The following is a 24,519-nucleotide window of genomic DNA, read 5'->3' on the forward strand; positions in this document are numbered from 1 at the left end:
AATGAATAAGTAAAAAAGAGGCCCCTAAGGACCTCTTTTTTAACGTGCAATTTAGAGCATCTGCTCTAAATTGACACTTCTTTATTCTTTTGTTTCTTCTTGTTTCATTTGTGCTTCAATGTCACTGATTGAGTAAACATTTTCTGAGACAGCACCGACTGTCTTAGGTTCCATATGACGATACTTCGCCATACCAGTACCAGCTGGGACAATCTTACCAATGATAACATTTTCTTTCAAACCAAGTAATGGATCGCTCTTACCGCGGATAGAAGCATCCGTTAAGACACGCGTTGTTTCTTGGAATGATGCGGCTGATAAGAAACTATTTGTTTCCAATGATGCTTTAGTAATACCAAGCAAGACCGGACGACAAGTAGCAGGTACGCCACCGCTAATTAAGGTATCGTGGTTACGGTCTGTAAATTCACTAATATCCATTAATGTACCAGGTAAGATTTCTGTATCACCTGGGTCCATGACACGGACTTTACGTAACATTTGACGGACCATAACTTCAACGTGTTTATCGCCGATTTCAATCCCTTGCATACGGTAAACTTTTTGGACTTCATGCAAGAGGTAGTTTTCAGTTGATAACACATCGCGAACTTTAATTAATTGCTTAGGATCGACAGACCCACCAGTGATTTTTTCACCACGATGAATCATGTCGCCTTCGCTAACAATGATATTTGACGTATAAGGCACGCTGTATGAACGTGTATCAGTTTCGCCTTGAACTGTGATTTCACGTGTGTGTTCTGCGGGATTTTCTTCAACCGCAATCACTTCACCCGTTACTTCAGTAATAGTAGCGATCGCTTTAGGATTACGTGCTTCAAAAATTTCTTGGATACGAGGCAACCCTTGCGTGATATCTTCGCCACCAGCAACCCCACCAGTATGGAAGTTACGCATTGTTAATTGCGTACCAGGTTCACCGATTGATTGGGCAGCAACAGTACCAACTGCTTCGCCAACTTCAACTTCTTCGCCGTTAGCCATGTTACGGCCGTAACATTTCTTGCAGACACCGTGTTTTGTGTTACATGTGAAGACGGAACGAATTGTTACTTCTTCAACACCAGCATCAACAACCGCTTGAGCAAGTTGTTCATCCATCAATTGGTTCTTAGCAACCATTACTTCACCGGTTGTTGGGTTAACAATCGTCTTCATTGCACAACGGCCGACAAGACGGTCATACAATGGTTCGATCATTTCATTACCTTCACGGAGTGAGTGAATTAGAAGACCACGATCAGTACCACAATCTTCTTCACGAATGATAACATCTTGTGCAACATCAACTAAACGACGTGTTAAGTAACCAGAATCGGCAGTCTTAAGAGCCGTATCAGTCATCCCTTTACGGGCACCATGGGTAGACATAAACATTTCCATGACAGAGAGACCTTCACGGAAGTTTGATGTAACAGGGACTTCCATCATCCCACCATTAGGAGCGGCCATCAAGCCACGCATACCAGCAAGTTGCGTAAAGTTAGAGATATTACCACGGGCACCAGAATCAGACATCATTGAGATTGGGTTCGTTGGGTCAAATGAATCCGTTAAACGTTGTTGGATATCATCTTTAGCATCGTTCCAAATTTCAATAACACGCGCATGGCGTTCTTCATCTGTGATCAAACCGCGACGGAATTGTTTAGAAATTGTTGTAACTTTCTTATGAGCGTCATCAACAATTTCTTGTTTTTCAGGTAATTGAGGAACATCGGCAACCCCAACTGTTAAACCAGCATGAGTCGCTTGAACGTAACCTAAGGTCTTCATGTCATCTAATAAATCAGATGTCCGTTGAACCTTATATACCTTGAAGACTTGTGCAATGATATCACTTAAGAAACCTTTCTTAAATGGTAGGATTACGGGTGCACCAGCTAAGTAATCATGAATATCTTCACCGTTGTCGATGAAATACTTGTCAGGAACACCATTCATTAAGTTATCGGTTGTTGGTTCATTTAAATATGGGAAGTCAGCTGGCATGATTTCGTTGAACATCACTTTACCAACACTCGTTACCATAATCTTGTGACGTTGATCATCTGTAAATGGACGGTTAGCCATATCAGCAACTGATAAACCAATCCGACTGTGCAAATGAACGTGGCCAGTTTGATAAGCCATCAAGACTTCGTTTGTATCTTTGAAGATCATGCCTTCGCCGAGACGATTCTTTTGTTCAAGGGTTAAGTAGTAGTTCCCTAAAACAACATCTTGAGATGGTGTAACGATTGGCTTACCATCTTTAGGTGCCAAGATATGATGAGCGGCTAGCATTAACATTCTTGCTTCTGCTTGGGCTTCGTCAGATAAAGGTACGTGGATCGCCATTTGGTCCCCATCAAAATCGGCATTGTAAGCTTCACAAGCTAATGGGTGAAGACGGATTGATTTACCGTCAACCAAGATTGGTTCGAAGGCTTGAATACCAAGTCTATGCAATGTAGGTGCTCGGTTCAATAGAACTGGGCGTTCCTTGATGACATCTTCTAAAACGTCCCAAACATCGTCGTCTTGACGATCAATTTTACGTTTAGCATTCTTGATGTTTGAAGCCATATCGCGTTTAACCAATTCGTGCATCACGAATGGTTTGAACAATTCAAGGGCCATTTCACGTGGTAACCCACATTGATAGAACTTCAATGTAGGGCCAACGTCGATAACTGAACGACCAGAATAATCGACACGTTTACCAAGTAAGTTTTGACGGAAACGACCTTGTTTCCCTTTCAACATGTGTGAAAGTGACTTCAATGGACGGTTACCAGGTCCAGTAACTGGACGGCCACGACGACCATTATCAATCAAAGCATCAACGGCTTCTTGAAGCATCCGTTTTTCATTTTGAACGATGATGTTTGGTGCCATTAAGTCTAACAAGCGTTTCAAACGGTTGTTACGGTTAATAACCCGACGATACAAATCATTCAAATCAGAAGTTGCAAAACGGCCACCTTCAAGTTGAACCATCGGACGTAAATCCGGTGGAATAACTGGAATAGCATCCATTACCATCCAGTCAGGACGGTTCCCTGACTTACGGAAGGCATCTAAGATGTCTAAACGACGGATAGCACGTGTTCTCTTTTGGCCTTGCGCTGACTTCAAGTTTTCCTTCAATTCAGCGACTTCGCCTTCAAGATCAACGTCTTGTAACAATTCTTTAATGGCTTCAGCACCCATTTTGGCGTTGAATTTGTTGCCATATTCATCTAATTTTTCACGGTATTCGCGTTCTGTCATCAATTGTTTCTTTTCAAGTGCTGTATCACCTGGGTCGATAACAACGTATGATGCGAAGTAAATAACTTCTTCCAAAGCACGAGGGCTCATGTCTAAGACAAGACCCATCCGACTAGGAATACCCTTGAAATACCAGATATGGGTAACAGGGGCTGCTAATTCAATATGACCCATTCGTTCACGACGAACTTTTGAGCGTGTTACTTCAACGCCACAACGGTCACAGACGATTCCTTTATAACGAATCCGTTTGTACTTACCACAAGCACATTCCCAATCTTTTGTAGGGCCAAAGATTCTTTCATCAAAAAGGCCATCGCGTTCAGGTTTTAAGGTACGGTAATTGATTGTTTCTGGCTTTTTAACTTCACCATATGACCAACTACGGATTTTGTCTGAAGATGCTAAACCAATTTGCATGCTTTCAAACTTATTGACATCTATCAAAGGGCGACCTCCTCATTATTTGTAAGATAGTCAAGTGTTTTACGCACTCTACTAATCCGATATCAAACGCTTATTCTGCTGATGGATCTTCGGCACTTGCTGCTTGTGCTTTTTCAGCTTCTTGTTGCGCTTTCTTTTCTTCTTGTTCTTTTGCGTATTTAGATAAGGCATCAACGTTCACAACATCGTCATCGTCGTCATCCATATCGCGCAATTCAATTTCTTGATTATCGATATCTAAGACTTTCATGTCTAAACCAAGTGATTGCAATTCTTTAACCAATACTCGGAATGATTCCGGTACACCAGGTTTTGGAATTGGTTCACCCTTAACGATTGCTTCGTATGTCTTCACACGACCCACAACGTCATCAGACTTGTAAGTTAAGATTTCTTGTAAGGTATAAGCGGCACCGTAAGCTTCAAGGGCCCAAACTTCCATTTCACCGAAACGTTGGCCACCAAATTGTGCTTTACCACCCAATGGTTGTTGCGTAACAAGTGAGTATGGTCCGATTGAACGGGCATGAAGTTTATCGTCAACCATGTGGGCTAGTTTCATGTAGTACATGACACCAACTGACACACGTGTATCGAATGGTTCACCGGTCCGACCATCATAAAGAATGCTCTTACCATCAGAAGGCATGTTTGCTTCACGAACAGCAGCCCATAAATCTTTATCTTGCGCACCATCAAAAACCGGTGTTGCAACATGGATACCTAAGTTTCTAGCAGCCATCCCAAGATGTAATTCGAGCACTTGTCCGATATTCATACGAGAAGGCACACCCATGGGACTCAATAAGATATCAACTGGGGTACCATCTGGCATGTATGGCATATCTTCTTCAGGAACCACGATTGAAACAGTCCCTTTGTTACCATGACGTCCAGCCATCTTATCGCCGACTTGAATCTTACGTTTTTGTGTAATGTAAACACGAACCATCATGTTAACACCTGGTGATAATTCATCGCCAGCTTCACGCGTAAAGATCTTAACGTCTTGGATAATACCGCCGCCACCATGAGGTACTTTCAATGATGTATCGCGAACTTCGCGGGCTTTTTCACCGAAGATAGCATGCAATAGACGTTCTTCAGCTGATAATTCTGTCACACCCTTAGGCGTTACCTTACCAACTAAAATGTCGCCGTCTTTAACTTCTGCACCAACGCGGACAATCCCAAATTCGTCAAGATCCTTCAATGAATCTTCACCAACGTTAGGAATTTCACGTGTGATTTCTTCAGGTCCAAGTTTGGTATCGCGGGCTTCTGATTCGTATTCTTCAATATGAATTGATGTATACAAATCTTCTTTAACTAAGCGTTCTGAAAGAACGATCGCATCTTCGTAGTTATACATATTCCAAGTCATGAAAGCGATCAATGGGTTTTGACCTAAGGCTAATTCGCCTTTTTCCATAGCTGGTCCATCAGCGATAATTTCATCAACATCAACGTGATCGCCTTTTGCAACGATTGGGCGTTGGTTGTAGTTTTTACCAGCATTTGAACGACGGAATTTCATTAATTCGTACGTATCTAATGAGCTGTCTTCACGACGAACACGAATCACTTTCGCATCGACATATTCAACAGTTCCGGCATGTTGTGCTAATAAAGCAATCCCTGAATCGTGGGCTGCTTTGTATTCCATCCCAGTCCCAACAAGTGGTGCATGTGGGTTAACCAAAGGAACAGCTTGACGTTGCATGTTAGCACCCATCAAGGCCCGGTTTGAATCATCGTTTTCCAAGAAAGGAATGCAGGCCGTAGCGACAGCAACTACTTGCTTAGGCGAAACGTCCATGTAATCTAACTTGTCGATTGATGTTTCGATATTGTCATCCTTGTAACGGGCCAAGACCGTGTTATCAACGAATGAACCATCATCGTTTAATGGTGAGTTGGCTTGCGCAATGACATAGTTATCTTCTTCGTCGGCTGTTAAGTAGTCGATCTTATCAGTAACTTCATGCGTATCCCAACTAACACGACGATATGGTGTTTCAATGAAGCCATAACGGTTAACAACAGCGTAGCTCGCTAAACTATTGATCAAACCGATATTAGGGCCTTCAGGTGTTTCGATTGGGCACATACGACCATAATGCGTATAGTGAACATCTCGAACTTCATAACCGGCACGGTCACGAGTCAAACCACCAGGTCCTAAGGCAGATAGACGACGTTTATGCGTCAATTCGCCAAGCGGGTTGGTTTGATCCATGAATTGTGACAATTGTGATGAACCGAAGAATTCCTTGATTGAAGCAACAACTGGCCGAATATTGATCAATTGTTGTGGTGTGACGGTGCTTGTGTCTTGGATTGACATCCGTTCCCGAACCACACGTTCCATCCGTGATAAACCGATCCGGAATTGGTTTTGTAATAATTCACCAACTGAACGGATCCGACGGTTACCTAAATGATCAATATCATCCGTTGAACCTAAACCTTCTTGTAAGTTAAAGAAGTAGTTCATTGAAGCGATGATATCAGCAGGAATCACATGTTTCACTTTGGCATCGATATGACCATTACCAATTAAGTTAATTTCTTTATCAGGTGTCTTTTGTGAGTAAACTTTAATGACTTGGAGGGTCATTGGTTCTGGCAAGACGCCTTCATCAGAAGGTTGGTAAGTAACAGCTTTGAAGTCTTCACGATCTAAGTAAGGTGCCAAGGCATCCATCACTTGACGATCAACAACAGTATCTTTAGCAGCAATTACTTCGCCGGTGTCAGGATCAGCTAATGTTTCAGCCAATGTTTGACCCAATAAACGTGTCTTCAAGCTTAATTTCTTATTGATCTTGTAACGACCAACAGAAGCTAAATCATAACGTTTAGCATCGAAGAAACGGGCAAAAAGTAATGAACGTGAGCTGTCAGCTGTCTTAGGTTCGCCGGGGCGAAGTCTTTCATAGACATCTTTCAAAGCTTCTTCCGTTCTTGAGTCGTCAGTATTCTTATGGATATCTTTTTCTAACGTCAACATTAATGAATCGTTGTCGCCCAAGATATCGATAATTTCTTGATCAGACCCGTAACCTAAAGCACGCACTAAAACAGACATTGGAATCTTACGTGTCCGATCGATACGAACGTAGGCAATATCCTTAGCATCTGTTTCAAATTCTAACCAAGCACCCCGGTTAGGGATGACAGTTGTGCCATAAGTTGTCCGGCTATTTTTATCAATAGCACTGTTGAAATAAACACCTGGTGAACGTACTAATTGAGAAACGATAACACGTTCGGCACCATTAATGATGAAAGTCCCTTGGTCAGTCATCAATGGGAAGTCCCCAAAGAAGACGTCTTGAGATTTAATTTCACCAGTTTCATGGTTTGTTAATTTCAAAGTAACGTGTAATGGTGCTGAATAGTTGGCATCATGTTGTCTTGCTTCTTCGACCGTATATTTAGGTTCAAGAAGTTGATAATCAACGAATTCTAATGATAAGTTACCAGCAAAATCGTCGATTGGCATGATGTCATCAAACATTTCACGAAGCCCTTCGTCTAAAAACCATTGATAGGAATTAGATTGGATTTCGATCAAGTTTGGTAGTTCCAACACTTCTTTAATCCGTGCATAGCTTCTACGTGTCCGATGTTTACCGTAATTGACTAAGTGTCCTGCCAAATTGTTCACCCCTCTATAAGTTTTCCGCAGTACTTAATGTTACAAAAACATGACAAAGATTAAGAAAAGATTACATCGCCATATTTTCGAGTTTTTAAGCAGAAAAAAAACAAAAATAGTTGATTTGCTTGATTAAAATCAGCCTCACTATTTTTGCTTTTCATGAATACCGTGCTGGACAATAGATCAGCACAATAAATTTTTCTACGGATTTTCGCAGTTAACTGATAATATACCTTATTTCCTATTAAAAGTCAATCACTGACGCTCATCGAAATAGGCCAAGGCTTTACCCCCATAAACCGTCCCAGGACCGCCCGACATCATGACTGCTGTGTTGATAGTTTCGATTACTTCATCCCGACTAACGCCTTCTTTAATGAGGCGATTCATGTGACTGAGAATGCAGCCTTCACACCGCGTCGCAATCGCAATCCCTAATGCAATCAATTCTTTTTCCTTCACCGTTAAGGCACCATCTTTGACGTTGGCCTTGTGCAAGTCACCAAACGCCCCCATGACTTCGGGCGACGCTTCTTTGAGTGCTGCATATTCCTTTTTACCGGTTTGTGCCTGTTCTGAATAAGTCATCTGAATACCTCCTTGTTTTAATAAGTCTACTATAACAGAGAAAGCGTTTATATCGAGTTGATATGCATTTTTTACAATTTCGTCACACTACTTTTACCATCTTTACAGTAAATACCGGTCAATCTTTACACTGGCCCGCTATACTTTTGTTTGTACCTTAATTCAGGCTGGGAGGCTTCATTATGAAAAGAATAAGTACTGCATTACTATCAATCGGCGCTATCGCCCTCTTACTAGCGGGGTGTCAAGGCAAACAAGCAAATCAGGGTGAATCCAAAGAACAGTCGGCTAAAATCACAGCGGTTGGCTCAACAGCACTCCAACCCCTCGTTGAACAAGCTGGCGCAACCTATCAAACAAAACACGCCGGGATCGATATCACCGTTCAAGGTGGCGGCTCCGGGACCGGTCTGGCACAAGTCAGCGACGGCAGCGTCACAATCGGCAACTCAGACATCTTTGCCGAAGAAAAAGCCGGCATCAACGCTAAGCAGCTCGTTGATCACAAAGTCGCAGTCGTCGCAATTGCCCCCGTCGTGAACGAAAAACTCGGTATCAAATCATTAACCCAGGCACAACTAAAAGACATCTTTACTGGTAAAATTAAGAACTGGCACGCAGTTGGCGGCCCTGACCAATCAATTACCGTCGTTAACCGCGCACAAGGTAGCGGCACACGCCAAACTTTCGAAAATCTCGGTCTGAAAACGAATAAAGTCATGACCAGCCAAGAACAAGATTCATCGGGCACTGTTCAAAAAATCGTGCGCCAAACTCCGGGGGCCATTAGTTACCTCGCCTTTCCTTATATTAAGGATGGTTTGAAAGCTGTCGCACTTAATAAGGTTCAACCAACCACTAAAAACGTCCTCACCAACCAATGGCCTATCTGGTCTTACGAACATGCTTATACGAAGGGGGCGCCTAATTACCAAACCGCTAAATTTATTAATTACCTTCAATCTAAAGACGTGCAAAAAACACTTGTGCCAAAACTCGGTTACATCCCAATGACGCAAATGAAAGTGGAACGGCATGCTGATGGCAGCATCCAAGACGTTAAATAATAATTCTTTAAAGACGGCTAAAATCAGCCGTCTTTTTATATTGGTATAGACAAAAATATTAAGCGAAATAATAAACTTAACATTCAATCGCAAAATTGGTATAATTTAAACTATCAGTTTATGAAGGAGTCTTATTCATGATAAACAATAAAATGAAAACGCTATCCGATAAATACCCAACGAAAATGGCCGTTACTTCTGAAATCATCAATCTCAAGGCTATCTTAAACTTACCCAAACCAACCGAGGCCTTTATGAGCGACCTCCATGGTGAATACGATGCTTTCCAACATCTCATCCGGACCGGTGCCGGTAACTTACGCCAAAAAATCAATGAGCTCTTCTCCGGTGAGATGACCCCTGAGACGATGCAGGCCTTCGCTTTTCTCGTCTACTATCCCACCGAACGATTAGCGCTCAAACACAAGGCCCTCTCAGAAAATGAATTAAATCAGTGGTACCTGACGACTTTTAAACGGATGATTGACCTGCTTAAATTCGTTTCAACGAAATACACGCGTTCTAAAGTCCGTAAAGCGATGGCCCCCGACTTCGTCTACATCACCGAAGAATTAATGTATGGCGATGTCGCCAACGTTGATAAAAAGCGTTATTTCCAAGAAATCACCGCCACCATTATCGAATTAGGCCAAGCCGACGCGTTAATCATCGCCACAAGTCACACGATTCAGCGCCTCGTTGTTGACCAATGGCACATCATTGGTGATATTTACGACCGGGGGCCACATCCCGATTTGATTGTTGACCAATTGACCCAACTGCCAGCAGTCGATGTCCAATGGGGAAATCATGATATTTTATGGTTCGGGGCAGCCAGCGGTTCTGAGCTTTGCTTATTGAACTTGCTACGAATTTGCGCCCGTTATAATAACCTCGCCATCATCGAGGAAACTTATGGGATTGATTTAACTGACTTAGTCCGGTTTGCAGCCCAACACTATCAGGCTAACCCCGCCTTCATGCCGGTTGAAGATCCTAACCAAGGCCCACTAACGCTGGCAGAAAAGCTAAAAATCAGCCAAGTCCAACAAGCCTTAGCTATCATGCAATTTAAACTCGAGTTAACAGTCATTAAACGCCACCCGGAATTCAACATGGATCACCGGCTTCTATTGTCACAAGTCGACTTTAAACGCCGGGTCTTACACCTTAACGGACAAGAATACCCACTCGAAAATACCTGTTTCCAACTGGTCGATCCTGAGAATCCTGAAGCTTTAACGGCAGAAGAAAGCCAAATCATCGCGGATTTACTAGCTGCCTTCACCCGCTGTCAGAAGTTACGCAAACACCTGACCTTTTTAATTGATCACGGTAGTATGTACCGCATTTACAATCAAAACTTACTCTTCCATGGCTGCTTACCCGTCGATGCCCAAGGACACTTCCTAACACTGACCCTCGCTAATCAACACTATGCTGGTAAGCAACTACTCGATTTCTTCGATCAACAAATTCGCTCGTGTTTCAACCACCCCTTACACCAGGCAAATCTCTCGACTGATTTACTATGGTATTTATGGACAGGGCCGCTCTCACCACTTTTTGGTAAGAACGCGATGACGACCTTTGAACGTTATTTCTGCCCAGATCCTGAGACCCACGTTGAAACTAAGAACGCCTATTACAGTCTGCGCCACGACACGGACTTTATTCAAGAACTCCTTGCCGAATTCAACCTTTCGCCTGAAAACGGCCATATCTTAAACGGCCACACGCCGGTTAAAAAAGGCCACGACCCGATTATGGCCAACCGCCAGATGATTGTGATTGATGGTGGTTTTTCAAAAGCCTACCATCACACAACTGGTATTGGCGGCTTTACCCTACTCTATAATTCTTACGGGATGCAGCTGGTGACCCACCAACCTTTCACCACCAAGGCGGATGCGATTGCCAATATGAAAGATATCATCTCCACACGACGAGTCATCGATCAAGTTAGCCAACGCCAACGGGTGAGTCAAACCAATATTGGTGCAGCCATCAAAACCGAAATCGAACAACTCCAAACATTACTAACGATTCAACCGGATCATTAGGATTTAAAAAAACGCCCAGACAAATTAATCTTGTCTGGGCGCTTTTGAATATTATTGGTATTCGCTCTTATTTAACAGTTGTTTTTTCTTTTTTACTATTAATCGTAATTTCACCTTTGGTAGCGCCAATTGTGACTGGCGTATCCGTTGTGATTTCACCAGCTAATAGGGCTTCACTCAAGCGATCTTCAACTTGGGTTTGTAATGCACGGCGAATTGGACGCGCACCGTATTCTGGATCAAAACCGGCTTTAGCCACAACATCCATCGCTGCCGCAGTCATTTTGATCTTGACACCTTGTTCCGCTAAACGGTTTAAGATGCCTTTGGACATAATCTTGACGATTTCACGCAATTCAGGTTGCGTTAATGAGTGGAAGACCACCGTTTCGTCGATTCGGTTTAAGAATTCTGGGCGGAATGACTTCTTCAATTCTTCCAAAATCCGGCCTTGCATTGCTTTGTAATCCGCAGTGACATCTTTGACCCCAAAACCAACTGACTTGTCATCACGTAAGGCGGTTGCCCCTAAGTTAGACGTCATAATCATGATTGTGTTCCGGAAATCAACTTTCCGCCCCTTAGAATCCGTCAAATAGCCATCATCTAAGACTTGTAACAAGATATTGAAAACATCTGGATGAGCCTTTTCAACTTCATCAAAAAGAACAACGGAATACGGCTTATTACGAACTTTTTCAGTTAATTGGCCACCTTCGTCGTAACCGACGTAACCAGGTGCTGCCCCGACTAACCGGCTCGTACTGTAACGTTCCATGTATTCTGACATATCAACCCGAATCAGGTTGTCTTCAGACCCAAACATCGCTTCTGCCAATGCTTTGGCCAACTCAGTCTTACCAACCCCAGTAGGGCCTAAGAACATGAATGAACCGATTGGCCGTTTAGGATCCTTCAAACCACTACGAGCCCGTCGAATTGCGCGAGCGACAGCTGAAATCGCCTCTTCTTGGCCAACAACCCGTTCATGCAAGACTTTTTCAAGCTGCAACAAACGTTCGCTTTCCTTACGTTGCAATTGTGTCACTGGGACACCCGTCCATTGGGCAACAACTTGCGCGATATCTTCTGGTTGGACTTGAATATCTGTTCGAACACCATTTTCTTGTTCAGCCGCTTGGCGTTTAGCCATTTTAGCCTTAGTGATAATTTCTTTTTCGTGAATAGCAGCGGCTTTTTCGAAGTCTTGCGCACCGACTGCTGCTTCTTTTTCTTTGGCTAACGCTTGCAGTTCAGCTTCTAAGCGATCGATTGGTGATTTTTGGTTGACCGCATCTAAGCGGACCTTCGCAGCCGCTTCATCCATCAAATCAATTGCCTTATCAGGTAAGAAGCGATTGGTGATATACCGGTTCGCTAAAACAACGGCTTCATGTAATGCTTCATCGGAAATCGTGATACCGTGATGTTCTTCATAACGTGGTCGTAACCCGCGTAAGATTTGTTCCGCATCTTCTGGTGTTGGTTCATCAACCGTCACTGTCGCGAAACGCCGTTCTAAAGCGGCATCTTTTTCGATGTATTTTTGGTATTCATCAAGGGTTGTCGCCCCGATTAATTGCAATTCGCCACGAGCAAGGGCTGGTTTCAAGATATTTGAGGCGTCAATTGCACCTTCTGCTCCACCAGCACCGATTAAGGTATGCAATTCATCGATAAAGAGGATTACTTGGCCATCTTCATGGATTTCTTCAATAATCTTCTTGAGACGATCTTCAAATTCCCCACGATACTTAGTGCCCGCGACCAATGACCCCATATCAAGCATCATTAATCGTTTTTGTTGCATATCGCTTGGCACATCGCCATTGATAATCCGTTGGGCAAAACCTTCAGCAATCGCTGTTTTACCGACACCTGGTTCGCCAATTAAGACCGGGTTATTCTTGGAACGACGCGCTAAGATTTGCACGAGGCGTTTAACTTCCGAATCACGACCAACAACTGGATCAATTTGGTTTTCGCGGGCCATTTGCGTTAAATCACGAGCCAATTGGTTCAAAGTAGGCGTGCCTTCTTGATCGACCTTTTTAGCACTGGCTTTAGCGCGTTTCTTAGCAGTCGCTGCATCAATCCCCATCTTTTGGAGTAATAATTGCCGGGTTTTAGCTAAACTAAGGCCCAAGTTCAATAGAATGCGGGCCGCAATAATATCATCATCGCGTAATAACGCTAATAATAAATGGGCCGTTCCAATTTTAACTGAGTTTGCTTGCTGGGATTCAACACGCGCTAAATCCAGCACTTGCTTGGCTTTAGGTGAGTATGGCAAATAACCGCCTACACCCATAGCAACGATTGAATCGCCATAACCGGTCAAGCGTTCAATTTCTTCCAGGACATCAGTAGGTGTCACCCCTAACTCACGGAGTGCGTTCCCAGCAATCCCTTCGCTTTCGAGGACGAGCGCTAACAATAGGTGTTCCGTCCCTAATGCATGATGATTAAACTTCTTAGCTTGTTCTTGCGCTAACATTAAAACGTTCTTGGCACTTGGTGTAAATAGATTATTCATGGATAATCCCCCACTCTTTACTTAATTTCGTAACGTAATCTTTCTAAGACAGCAATTAACATTCGTGCCCGTAATTGCTCTTCTAACTGCTTATCGTTAACCGCTAATGTTTGTGGGCTTAAGGTTGCTAAAACCAGATTACCCTCTTTTTGCGATAAAATTTGTTCATCATAGAGCTTCTGGATGATGGCCAGCGTATCAGCCTGCGAAATTCGCGACTCGACACTGTCAATTAATGCCTCTAAAAATTCACGATCATCTAAAAATTGAACTTTAACGATACGGATATAGCCGCCCCCACCACGTTTACTGTTAACGACATAGCCACGTTGCTCAGTAAACCGGGTATTAATCACATAATTGATCTGCGATGGGACACAGTTAAATAATTTGGCAATTTCGGAGCGTCGAATTTCAATCTGCTCGCTGTCAGCCAATATTTTTTTCAAATAGGCTTCAATAATATCTGAGATATTCTGACTTTGCAAATAGATCAATCCCTTTTTTTCATTCTTCAGCGCTTATAATTCAGTCTAAAAATTTAACTTTGACTAACGTTGACTATTATTATAACGATTATTTGTTCAAAAGGAAAGTTTGAAGAACTGCACAAAAAAAGACTTGTTCGACAACAAGTCTTTGAGAGTCGGGAAAACAAGATTTGAACTTGCGACCCCTACGCCCCGAACGTAGTGCTCTACCAAACTGAGCTACTTCCCGGAGAGTTATTTAATTATTTACGGGTACAAAAAAAGCGGAAGACGGGATTCGAACCCGCGACCCCCACCATGGCAAGGTGATGTTCTACCACTGAACTACTTCCGCATTTTTTATTAACTTTTTGTATCCAGTCGGGAAAACAGGATTCGAACCTGCGACCCCCTGGTCCCAAACCAGGTGCTCTACCAAGCTGAGCTATTTCCCGTTATATGCACCCAGTAGGAGTCGAACCTACAACCTTCTGATTCGTAGTCAGACACTCTATCCAGTTGCGCTATGGGTGCATTTTTCATTATGATGCCGAGGACCGGAATCGAACCGGTACGGTAGTCACCTACCGCGGGATTTTAAGTCCCGTGCGTCTGCCAGTTCCGCCACCCCGGCTTAATCATAATGAAAGCGGAAGACGGGATTCGAACCCGCGACCCCCACCATGGCAAGGTGATGTTCTACCACTGAACTACTTCCGCATCTTAATGCCGACTAGACGATTCGAACGCCCGACCCTCTGATTACAAATCAGATGCTCTACCAACTGAGCTAAGTCGGCATAATAAGATAACTTTCATTGAATATTCAATTGAATGCGGGTGAAGGGACTTGAACCCCCACGTCTATATAGACACTAGAACCTAAATCTAGCGCGTCTGCCAATTCCGCCACACCCGCATTTTGGCGTGTAACTTGGCCGATGAGTCGTGACAGGCTCGAACTGTCGACCCTCTGATTAAAAGTCAGATGCTCTACCAACTGAGCTAACGACTCAATGGAGGTTACAGGGCTCGAACCTGTGACCCTCTGCTTGTAAGGCAGACGCTCTCCCAACTGAGCTAAACCTCCATCAAATATAGCGTGGCAACGTCCTATCCTCGCAGGTAGTTTCCCACCAACTACTATCGGCGCTAAGAAGCTTAACTACTGTGTTCGACATGGGAACAGGTGTATCCTTCTTGCTATCGCCACCACACTATTTGTGCTTACGCACTGAGAAGAACTTCGTTCTCTCAAAACTGCATAATAAGTAATATTTCATTTCAAAAGCCAAACATTGCACCTTTGGTTAAGTCCTCGACCGATTAGTACTAGTCCGCTCCATACATCGCTGTACTTCCACTTCTAGCCTATCTACCTGATCATCTTTCAGGGGTCTTACTTCCATAAAGGAATGGGAAATCTCATCTCGAGGGGGGCTTCACACTTAGATGCTTTCAGCGTTTATCCCTGCCATACATAGCTACCCAGCGATGCGCCTGGCGGCACAACTGGTACACCAGAGGTATGTCCATCCCGGTCCTCTCGTACTAAGGACAGCTCCTCTCAAATTTCCTGCGCCCGCGACGGATAGGGACCGAACTGTCTCACGACGTTCTGAACCCAGCTCGCGTACCGCTTTAATGGGCGAACAGCCCAACCCTTGGGACCGACTACAGCCCCAGGATGCGATGAGCCGACATCGAGGTGCCAAACCTCCCCGTCGATGTGGACTCTTGGGGGAGATAAGCCTGTTATCCCCAGGGTAGCTTTTATCCGTTGAGCGATGGCCCTTCCATACGGAACCACCGGATCACTAAGTCCGACTTTCGTCCCTGCTCGATTTGTCAATCTCACAGTCAAGCTCTCTTATACCTTTACACTCTACGAATGATTTCCAACCATTCTGAGAGAACCTTTGAGCGCCTCCGTTACACTTTAGGAGGCGACCGCCCCAGTCAAACTGCCCACCTGACACTGTCTCCCGCCACGCTAAGTGGCGCGGGTTAGAGTGGTCATACAGTTAGGGTAGTATCCCACCAACGCCTCAATCGAAACTAGCGTTCCGATTTCTACGGCTCCTACCTATCCTGTACAAACTGTACAAACACTCAATATCAAGCTACAGTAAAGCTCCATGGGGTCTTTCCGTCCTGTCGCGGGTAACCCGCATCTTCACGGGTATTATAATTTCACCGAGTCTCTCGTTGAGACAGTGCCCAAATCATTACGCCTTTCGTGCGGGTCGGAACTTACCCGACAAGGAATTTCGCTACCTTAGGACCGTTATAGTTACGGCCGCCGTTTACTGGGGCTTCAATTCTGGGCTTCGCTTGCGCTAACTCATCCTCTTAACCTTCCAGCACCGGGCAGGCGTCAGCCCCTATACGTCATCTTACGATTTTGCAGAGACCTGTGTTTTTGATAAACAGTTGTTTGGGCCTATTCACTGCGGCTGACCTGACGGTCAGCACCCCTTCTCCCGAAGTTACGGGGTCATTTTGCCGAGTTCCTTAACGAGAGTTCACTCGCTCACCTTAGGATATTCTCCTCGACCACCTGTGTCGGTTTACGGTACGGGTAGTTTATTTCTCACTAGAAGCTTTTCTTGGCAGTGTAACATCAGGAACTTCGCTACTTAATTTCGCTCCCCATCACAACTTGTCCTTAAAGAATCAAGCATTTCACTCAACTCAAGACTTATTGCTTGGACACACATTTCCAGTCGTGTGCATTCCTTAGCTTCCTGCGTCCCTCCATCATTCAAACAAAATAAACTAGTACAGGAATATCAACCTGTTATCCATCGACTACGCCTCTCGGCCTCGCCTTAGGTCCCGACTAACCCTGGGAGGACGAGCCTTCCCCAGGAAACCTTAGTCATACGGTGGATCAGATTCTCACTGATCTTTCGCTACTCATGCCGGCATTCTCACTTCTAAGCGCTCCACTAGTCCTTACGATCTAGCTTCATCGCCCTTAGAACGCTCTCCTACCGCGGACACTTACGTGTCCACCCACAGTTTCGGTATTATGTTTAGCCCCGGTACATTTTCGGCGCAGCGGCACTCGACTAGTGAGCTATTACGCACTCTTTAAATGGTGGCTGCTTCTGAGCCAACATCCTAGTTGTCTGTGCACCGCCACATCCTTTTCCACTTAACATAAATTTTGGGACCTTAACTGGTGATCTGGGCTGTTTCCCTTTCGACTACGGATCTTATCACTCGCAGTCTGACTCCCGGAACTAAATCAATGGTATTCGGAGTTTATCTGAATTCAGTAACCCATGACGGGCCCCTAGTCCAAACAGTGCTCTACCTCCATGATCCAATATTCCGAGGCTAGCCCTAAAGCTATTTCGGAGAGAACCAGCTATCTCCAAGTTCGATTGGAATTTCACCGCTACCCACACCTCATCCCCGCCATTTTCAACTGACGTGGGTTCGGTCCTCCAGTGTGTTTTACCACACCTTCAACCTGGACATGGGTAGGTCACTTGGTTTCGGGTCTACATCTATATACTCACTCGCCCATTTCAGACTCGCTTTCGCTACGGCTCCAGCTTTTCACTTTAACCTCGCATATAAACGTAACTCGCCGGTTCATTCTACAAAAGGCACGCCATCACTCATTAACGAGCTTTGACTAATTGTAGGCACATGGTTTCAGGATCTATTTCACTCCCCTTCCGGGGTGCTTTTCACCTTTCCCTCACGGTACTGGTTCACTATCGGTCACTAGGGAGTATTTAGCCTTGGGAGATGGTCCTCCCGGATTCCGACGGAATTTCACGTGTTCCGCCGTACTCAGGATCCAGAACGGAGGTTAAGTTGTTTAATCTACGTGGTTATCACACTCTTTGACTCAGCTTCCCAGCTGATTCGATTACAACTTAACTTGGTAACTCCAAAGTTCTGTCCTACAACCCCAAGAAGCAAGCTTCTTGGTTTGGGCTCTTCCCCGTTCGCTCGCCGCTACTTAGGGAATCGATTTTTCTTTCTCTTCCTGAAGGTACTTAGATGTTTCAGTTCCCCTCGTCTACCTTCATTAAGCTATGTATTCACTTAATGATAATACTCGATTAAAAGTATTGGGTTCCCCCATTCGGAAATCTCCGGATCAAAGCTTACTTACAGCTCCCCGAAGCATATCGGTGTTAGTACCGTCCTTCATCGGCTCCTAGTGCCAAGGCATCCACCATGCGCCCTTTATAACTTAACCTATCTTTACCTACGGTAAAGGGTTATTATTTGAGTTTAGCGATATGAACTAATTCATATTTCTATTATTAAAAAACTCTTTAAAACGCAATGTTTTTCTCGGCTTTTAAAACTAATATATTACTTATTATCCAGTTTTCAAAGAACAAAGTTACGATGACTATTGTCATCAATGGAGGATAACGGGATCGAACCGATGACCTCCTGCGTGCAAAGCAGGCGCTCTCCCAGCTGAGCTAATCCCCCATAATGAAACTATTAAATTGGTACAATGGGCCTAAATGGACTCGAACCATCGACCTCACGCTTATCAGGCGTGCGCTCTAACCAGCTGAGCTATAGGCCCAAAAACGTCCTTAATGATGAGAGTAGACCTCTCAAAACTAAACAAAGTTTTGATTTCGCAAATGTACAAGGTTTTCCGTATTATTCCTTAGAAAGGAGGTGATCCAGCCGCAGGTTCTCCTACGGCTACCTTGTTACGACTTCACCCTAATCATCTGTCCCACCTTAGACGGCTGGCTCCCCGAAGGGTTACCTCACCGGCTTTGGGTGTTACAAACTCTCATGGTGTGACGGGCGGTGTGTACAAGGCCCGGGAACGTATTCACCGCGGCATGCTGATCCGCGATTACTAGCGATTCCGGCTTCATGTAGGCGAGTTGCAGCCTACAATCCGAACTGAGAATGGTTTTAAGAGATTAGCTAAACCTCGCGGTCTCGCAACTCGTTGTACCATCCATTGTAGCACGTGTGTAGCCCAGGTCATAAGGGGCATGATGATTTGACGTCGTCCCCACCTTCCTCCGGTTTGTCACCGGCAGTCTCACTAGAGTGCCCAACTAAATGCTGGCAACTAGTAATAAGGGTTGCGCTCGTTGCGGGACTTAACCCAACATCTCACGACACGAGCTGACGACAACCATGCACCACCTGTCACTTTGTCCCCGAAGGGAAAGCTCTATCTCTAGAGTGGTCAAAGGATGTCAAGACCTGGTAAGGTTCTTCGCGTTGCTTCGAATTAAACCACATGCTCCACCGCTTGTGCGGGCCCCCGTCAATTCCTTTGAGTTTCAACCTTGCGGTCGTACTCCCCAGGCGGAGTGCTTAATGCGTTAGCTGCGGCACTGAAGGGCGGAAACCCTCCAACACCTAGCACTCATCGTTTACGGCATGGACTACCAGGGTATCTAATCCTGTTTGCTACCCATGCTTTCGAGCCTCAGCGTCAGTTACAGACCAGACAGCCGCCTTCGCCACTGGTGTTCTTCCATATATCTACGCATTTCACCGCTACACATGGAGTTCCACTGTCCTCTTCTGCACTCAAGTTTCCCAGTTTCCGATGCACTTCTTCGGTTGAGCCGAAGGCTTTCACATCAGACTTAAGAAACCGCCTGCGCTCGCTTTACGCCCAATAAATCCGGACAACGCTTGCCACCTACGTATTACCGCGGCTGCTGGCACGTAGTTAGCCGTGGCTTTCTGGTTGGATACCGTCACTACCTGATCAGTTACTATCAGATACATTCTTCTCCAACAACAGAGTTTTACGATCCGAAAACCTTCTTCACTCACGCGGCGTTGCTCCATCAGACTTTCGTCCATTGTGGAAGATTCCCTACTGCTGCCTCCCGTAGGAGTCTGGGCCGTGTCTCAGTCCCAGTGTGGCCGATTACCCTCTCAGGTCGGCTATGCATCACGGTCTTGGTGAGCCTTTACCTCACCAACTAACTAATGCACCGCGGGTCCATCCTAAAGTGATAGCCGAAACCATCTTTCAACCCTACACCATGCGGTGTTAGGTTTTATGCGGTATTAGCATCTGTTTCCAAATGTTATCCCCCACTTTAGGGCAGGTTACCCACGTGTTACTCACCCGTCCGCCACTCACTCAAATGTTTATCAATCAGGAGCAAGCTCCTTCAATCTAAACGAGAGTGCGTTCGACTTGCATGTATTAGGCACGCCGCCAGCGTTCGTCCTGAGCCAGGATCAAACTCTCGATTAAAAGTTTGTAGCTCTTGTTTTGTTACTTAATTTATTTGCTAGCGAAATTGACTTCGCAAATATGTTGTGCCCTAAAAGGGCGACCCTACACATTTGGTTTATCAAAACTTTGTTCAGTTTTCAAAGGTCTACCTTATATGAATCGCCGTTACTTGAAATTTAAAATCTCATAAGCAACGCAATTAATCATATCATGCAATCAAGTTGATGTCAACTACTTTTTAAAAATAATTTTTATCAACTTATCAATCACACGTTCATCTCTCGACAACATAGAATATCTTACCATCCTAGTGGGACAACGTCAATCACTATTTTCACATTTTTTTAAAAAACTTGAAATTAACCTTTGTCGAACTTTAAAAAACCGTTTTAATTCCTTTAAAATTGACTTTAATTGCGTCACTGATTATCTCTTATAACACTTTTAAATCGCGATTTCGACACCATTTTATAGAATTGGTATAGGTAAAAGGCGGATTGGCTAACAAATCATGCAAATTTGTTAGCTAATCCGCCTTAATTACCATTAATAGAAGTCTTCCAAGCGTTCATAATCTAATATTTCCACTTGTCGACCTTGTCTTTTTATCAATTGACGTTGTTCTAATTGCTTTAATTGCCGCGATAAAGTTTCTGGCGTCGTCCCAATATATGTTGCTAATTCTTTTAACTTCATCGGGATTTTAACCGTCAATGTCTCACTGACCTTCACCAAAGCCAATAAATAAGTTACCAGTCGTGATTCTACCGAGTCGATATTCATTAGATTAGCTTGTTGTTCCAACTTAATCATCTTATTAGCCGTCACTTCTAAAAGTTTCAAACTGATTTCCGGATAACTTAATAGTAGTTCTTGAAAAGGTGCGCGGGGCAATGTACAGATGACGCTGTCTTGAAGCGCCTCACCATATACTTGTTCCTCTTGGTTCGTAAAAAGCAGCTTCTCCCCTTCAAAGTCCCCCGGTTCCATAATCCGCAACAGTTGTTCTTTACCCGCTGCGGACAATTGATAAACTTTAATACTCCCACTAGCCAGAATCACTAGGCGTTTTTGCGCAGTCGGACTAATGACTTGCTGCCCCTTAGCAACCTTTTCGTGGTGGGTTAGCGCCGAAATCTTCAAGAGACTGTCGTGATCAAGGTGACTAAATATCGGTACTAATTCCGCACAAATATGTTGTTCAACAGTTGCCACACGCCCACTTCCTTCTATTTAGTCGTCATCTTCTTCGTCTAAACCTTCACGCGCATCCTTACCGAGTTGATTTTGTAATACGCGAATTTGATGCTGGTTATACCCTAGCATATCAACCATATCAGCCGCTAAAGCAAAGCGTTCTTCTTTTTGGGCGAGCTTGATGGCCCGTGATACGAATAGGTTGGCGGTGTTAAAATCGTTGACCAATTCCGCCATCATGGCTGGCACATCCCAATACTTGATGCGCGCATCCTCAGTAAGCATCCCGTATTCAGTATATTCCGCTTGCGTCGTCGGGATTACTTCGCCCTCATCCAACAATCGTTCGGCCGTCTTATCTAATAGCATATCATTTTCAGTTAATAAAGTTGCCACCTGTGCCTTGAAGATTTCATTATTCATGCCTTTAGCAGCCCACTTCATCTGACGGAGTTTGCGTCGTTGGATTGTCAGGTTGGCCATAATGTGGCCAATCATCGCGCCAGCCGTTGGTGCACGGTGATCCACATCTGCTTGTTTCAGTTCTGCTTGGTAACGTGCTTCAATTGCCGCGGTTGTTAACATCTCAATGCCCCCTTATTTAACCTTCACACTTTTAACGTTGTAGCCCAGATCTGTGACAACTTGCGTCAATCGTTCCGGATTAGTCGTCGTTTCATCATATTCAGTTTTTACTTTGCTGGCATTAAATAGTACTTTGACTGCTTCGACACCGGCTTGTTGACTCACACCGGCTTGAATCTTTTGCATACATGATGGGCATGAGAGTTCGTCTAATTGCATCACTAATTTTGCCATAATAATGACCACCTTTTCTTTATTTGATATCTTCACTATACTGCCAGTCGCATGATTAAAAATTGATCGCCATCAAGTTTAGTGAATTTTAAAGCGAATTAAGCGCATCGCGTTTAAAATGACGACTAAAATACTAATTTCGTGAACCAACATCCCGCTGGCCATTTGAACGTAGCCTAAAATCAATCCTAATAGAAGTAACGCGACTGTTCCAACCGCAATCACGATATTTTGGACCGTATTACGGGCTGTTGCCTTAGTGAGGTAATCGGCGTAGACGACTTCAGAAAGCGTCGATTGCATCAATACAATATCCGACGTTTCAATTGCGACATCCGTGCCCGAACCCATCGCAATCCCAATGTCCGCCAACGCTAATGACGGACTATCATTGATGCCATCACCGATAAAAGCCACTTTTTGACCTTTGGCTTGGTACCTTTTCAAGTAATCAACCTTCTCGACTGGTAACAAGTTCGCGTGAAATTCCGTAATCCCCACTTCGCGGGCAATAGCTGCAGCAGTTTGTTCATTATCCCCAGTCAACATCACGAGCTTTTTAACACCGGCCTTTTTCAAACGGGCTAAAGCCACCTTAGCTTCCGGTTTAACTGTATCCGCGATACCAATTACTAAGGCAAGCGTCTGATCAATCGCCACCAATACTATTGATTGACCCGCTCGTTGACTCGCTTCAATAGTAGCGAGTTGAGCAGCATTCAGTTTAACCCCTGCATCAGTCAACAGTTTAGCCCGGCCAATCTGGATTAGGTGCTCCCCAACTTGCGCTTTAACCCCTAGTCCTTTGAGCGTTTCAATTTGCCCAATCAGCGGTAAGTCAGTGACGCCTTGGGCTTGGGCATATTTGACCACTGCGGTTGCCAATGGATGATCCGATTGTTTTTCGACAGCGGCTGCTAATTTCAAAGCTTCGGCTTGGTTTTTTGTATAGTCGATGACTTGCGCCACCGCTGTTTCACCTTTAGTGAGTGTGCCCGTCTTATCAAAAACCATCGTGTCAATGCCAGCCATCGTGTTAACCACTTCGCCACCTTTAATTAAGACGCCATTTTTGGCACCATTGCCAATTCCAGCAACAATTGAAACTGGCGCCCCAATCACTAGGGCGCCTGGGCAGCCCAGTACTAAAATCGTAATCGCCAATTTAAAATCACGTGTGATTAGACCGACCACTAACGCTAGCACCAATACTGCGGGCGTGTAGTAAGTCGCAAAACGATCGATAAACTTTTCCGCCGGTGATTTACTATCTTGTGCTTCTTCCACTAATTCAACAATTTGGGCAAAAGTCGTGTCATCCCCGACTTGGTTCGCCACCACGGTCAGCGTGCCATTATCGACAATCGCCCCCGAATAAACGCTGGCCCCCACTTCTTTTTTAATTAACTGCGCTTCACCTGTGATACTGGCTTCATTCACAAAAGCACTTCCCGTGATAACTGTCCCATCAACCGGCACCTGCCCCCCGGCTTTGACTAAAACGTGATCGCCAATTGCCACATCGTCGACATCAACTGTCGTCACAGTCCCATCTCCCGCAACCACTTGTGCGGTTTGAGGTGCCATTTCCGATAATGACCGAATTGATTCCCGGGTCTTTTTAAGCGTTCGCTGTTCAAGATAACTCCCGAATAGGAACAAAAAGGTCACAATCGCTGATTCATTATATTCGCCAATAATGAAGGCTCCGATTACCGCAATGGTCACCAACAAATCGATGCTCACGACTTTAACCTTTAACGCTTGATAGGCTTGCATCAAAATCGGCGCCACCCCGAACACTGAAGCAACTAGCAGTAAGCCTTGCATTACAACAGTCGGCCCACCTAACCAGTACCAACTATACGCCACCACAATTAGCATTCCCACAGTCAACGCTATTTGATTCTTACCCGCCTGTAACCATCTTTGAAATCGCATTTGAACCCCTTCTTTCTATCTGTTGTCTCTATTATAGAAGGCACAACATTGAAAGAACTTGACGGTTATCAAGTTATATTGAAAAAAAAAATTCAATTTTATTAGTAAAATTAATTGCTTATAATTATTTTTACTAAAAATAAAAATCGATAAAAACGCTTTTAAAATCGCAATTTAAAGCAATTATCAGTTAACTTAACTAAAATATACCGGAATTAGTTATTTACT

At 44.4% G+C, this 24,519-nt stretch carries 11 protein-coding genes, 12 tRNA genes and 3 rRNA genes; 2 read left to right on the forward strand and 24 right to left on the reverse strand.

What is annotated here, in order from left to right; all coding sequences use genetic code 11:
* Positions 1-81: 81 nt before the first annotated feature.
* From rpoC to C0213_09675, 3 genes are all read right to left on the reverse strand, one after another.
* Positions 82-3,726: a DNA-directed RNA polymerase subunit beta' gene (gene rpoC, locus C0213_09665; protein ID AUX12674.1), complete on the reverse strand. Its 3,645-nt coding sequence runs from the start codon at positions 3,724-3,726 to the stop codon at positions 82-84.
* A gap of 70 nt (positions 3,727-3,796) precedes the next feature.
* Positions 3,797-7,390: a DNA-directed RNA polymerase subunit beta gene (locus C0213_09670; protein AUX12675.1), complete on the reverse strand. Its 3,594-nt coding sequence runs from the start codon at positions 7,388-7,390 to the stop codon at positions 3,797-3,799.
* A 258-nt stretch (positions 7,391-7,648) separates the two neighbouring features.
* Complete coding sequence (locus tag C0213_09675) at positions 7,649-7,981, reverse strand: carboxymuconolactone decarboxylase family protein (GenBank protein ID AUX12676.1); 333 nt, start codon at positions 7,979-7,981, stop codon at positions 7,649-7,651.
* Between the two features lie 182 nt (positions 7,982-8,163).
* Here C0213_09675 and C0213_09680 point away from each other — a divergent pair, with 182 nt between their 5' ends.
* A complete protein-coding gene (locus tag C0213_09680) occupies positions 8,164-9,048 on the forward strand; it encodes a phosphate ABC transporter substrate-binding protein (protein AUX12677.1) in 885 nt (294 codons plus the stop codon).
* 137 nt (positions 9,049-9,185) lie between these two features.
* Positions 9,186-11,111, forward strand: coding sequence for a class 3 fructose-bisphosphatase (locus C0213_09685; GenBank protein ID AUX12678.1), 1,926 nt, complete (start codon positions 9,186-9,188; stop codon positions 11,109-11,111).
* A 67-nt stretch (positions 11,112-11,178) separates the two neighbouring features.
* Here the strand turns inward: C0213_09685 and C0213_09690 are convergent, their stop codons facing one another.
* From C0213_09690 to C0213_09790, 21 genes are all read right to left on the reverse strand, one after another.
* Positions 11,179-13,647 carry an ATP-dependent Clp protease ATP-binding subunit ClpC gene (locus C0213_09690; GenBank protein AUX12679.1) on the reverse strand — a complete coding sequence of 823 codons (2,469 nt, stop codon included), beginning with the start codon at positions 13,645-13,647 and terminating at the stop codon, positions 11,179-11,181.
* A gap of 17 nt (positions 13,648-13,664) precedes the next feature.
* Complete coding sequence (locus tag C0213_09695; protein AUX12680.1) at positions 13,665-14,135, reverse strand: CtsR family transcriptional regulator; 471 nt, start codon at positions 14,133-14,135, stop codon at positions 13,665-13,667.
* Between the two features lie 158 nt (positions 14,136-14,293).
* Positions 14,294-14,367 (reverse strand) — tRNA-Pro (locus tag C0213_09700).
* A gap of 33 nt (positions 14,368-14,400) precedes the next feature.
* Positions 14,401-14,472, reverse strand: a tRNA-Gly gene (locus C0213_09705).
* A gap of 26 nt (positions 14,473-14,498) precedes the next feature.
* Positions 14,499-14,572, reverse strand: a tRNA-Pro gene (locus C0213_09710).
* Positions 14,573-14,577: 5 nt separating this feature from the next.
* Positions 14,578-14,651: transfer RNA gene (locus C0213_09715), tRNA-Arg, on the reverse strand.
* 11 nt (positions 14,652-14,662) lie between these two features.
* Positions 14,663-14,751, reverse strand: a tRNA-Leu gene (locus C0213_09720).
* Between the two features lie 14 nt (positions 14,752-14,765).
* A tRNA-Gly gene (locus C0213_09725) sits at positions 14,766-14,837 on the reverse strand.
* A gap of 7 nt (positions 14,838-14,844) precedes the next feature.
* Positions 14,845-14,917, reverse strand: a tRNA-Thr gene (locus tag C0213_09730).
* A 35-nt stretch (positions 14,918-14,952) separates the two neighbouring features.
* A tRNA-Leu gene (locus C0213_09735) sits at positions 14,953-15,036 on the reverse strand.
* Between the two features lie 23 nt (positions 15,037-15,059).
* Positions 15,060-15,132, reverse strand: a tRNA-Lys gene (locus C0213_09740).
* A gap of 2 nt (positions 15,133-15,134) precedes the next feature.
* A tRNA-Val gene (locus C0213_09745) sits at positions 15,135-15,207 on the reverse strand.
* A 10-nt stretch (positions 15,208-15,217) separates the two neighbouring features.
* Positions 15,218-15,334: ribosomal RNA gene (gene rrf, locus C0213_09750) — 5S ribosomal RNA — on the reverse strand.
* Positions 15,335-15,422: 88 nt separating this feature from the next.
* Positions 15,423-18,343, reverse strand: a 23S ribosomal RNA gene (locus C0213_09755).
* A gap of 171 nt (positions 18,344-18,514) precedes the next feature.
* Positions 18,515-18,587 (reverse strand) — tRNA-Ala (locus tag C0213_09760).
* 26 nt (positions 18,588-18,613) lie between these two features.
* Positions 18,614-18,687: transfer RNA gene (locus C0213_09765), tRNA-Ile, on the reverse strand.
* 83 nt (positions 18,688-18,770) lie between these two features.
* Positions 18,771-20,348, reverse strand: a 16S ribosomal RNA gene (locus tag C0213_09770).
* Together the 16S, 23S and 5S rRNA genes with 12 tRNA genes alongside form the textbook arrangement of a ribosomal RNA operon.
* A gap of 532 nt (positions 20,349-20,880) precedes the next feature.
* A complete protein-coding gene (locus tag C0213_09775; protein AUX12681.1) occupies positions 20,881-21,549 on the reverse strand; it encodes a Crp/Fnr family transcriptional regulator in 669 nt (222 codons plus the stop codon).
* 18 nt (positions 21,550-21,567) lie between these two features.
* On the reverse strand, positions 21,568-22,116 hold the full coding sequence (locus tag C0213_09780; protein ID AUX12682.1) for a DNA starvation/stationary phase protection protein: 549 nt from the start codon (positions 22,114-22,116) through the stop codon (positions 21,568-21,570).
* A gap of 12 nt (positions 22,117-22,128) precedes the next feature.
* The gene (locus C0213_09785) at positions 22,129-22,350 is read right to left on the reverse strand and encodes a copper resistance protein CopZ (GenBank protein ID AUX12683.1); all 222 of its coding nucleotides are present in this window, start codon (positions 22,348-22,350) and stop codon (positions 22,129-22,131) included.
* A gap of 78 nt (positions 22,351-22,428) precedes the next feature.
* On the reverse strand, positions 22,429-24,291 hold the full coding sequence (locus C0213_09790; protein ID AUX12684.1) for a copper-translocating P-type ATPase: 1,863 nt from the start codon (positions 24,289-24,291) through the stop codon (positions 22,429-22,431).
* Positions 24,292-24,519: the final 228 nt, after the last annotated feature.

This window comes from Latilactobacillus sakei, from assembly GCA_002953655.1.
Taxonomy (GTDB): domain Bacteria; phylum Bacillota; class Bacilli; order Lactobacillales; family Lactobacillaceae; genus Latilactobacillus; species Latilactobacillus sakei_A.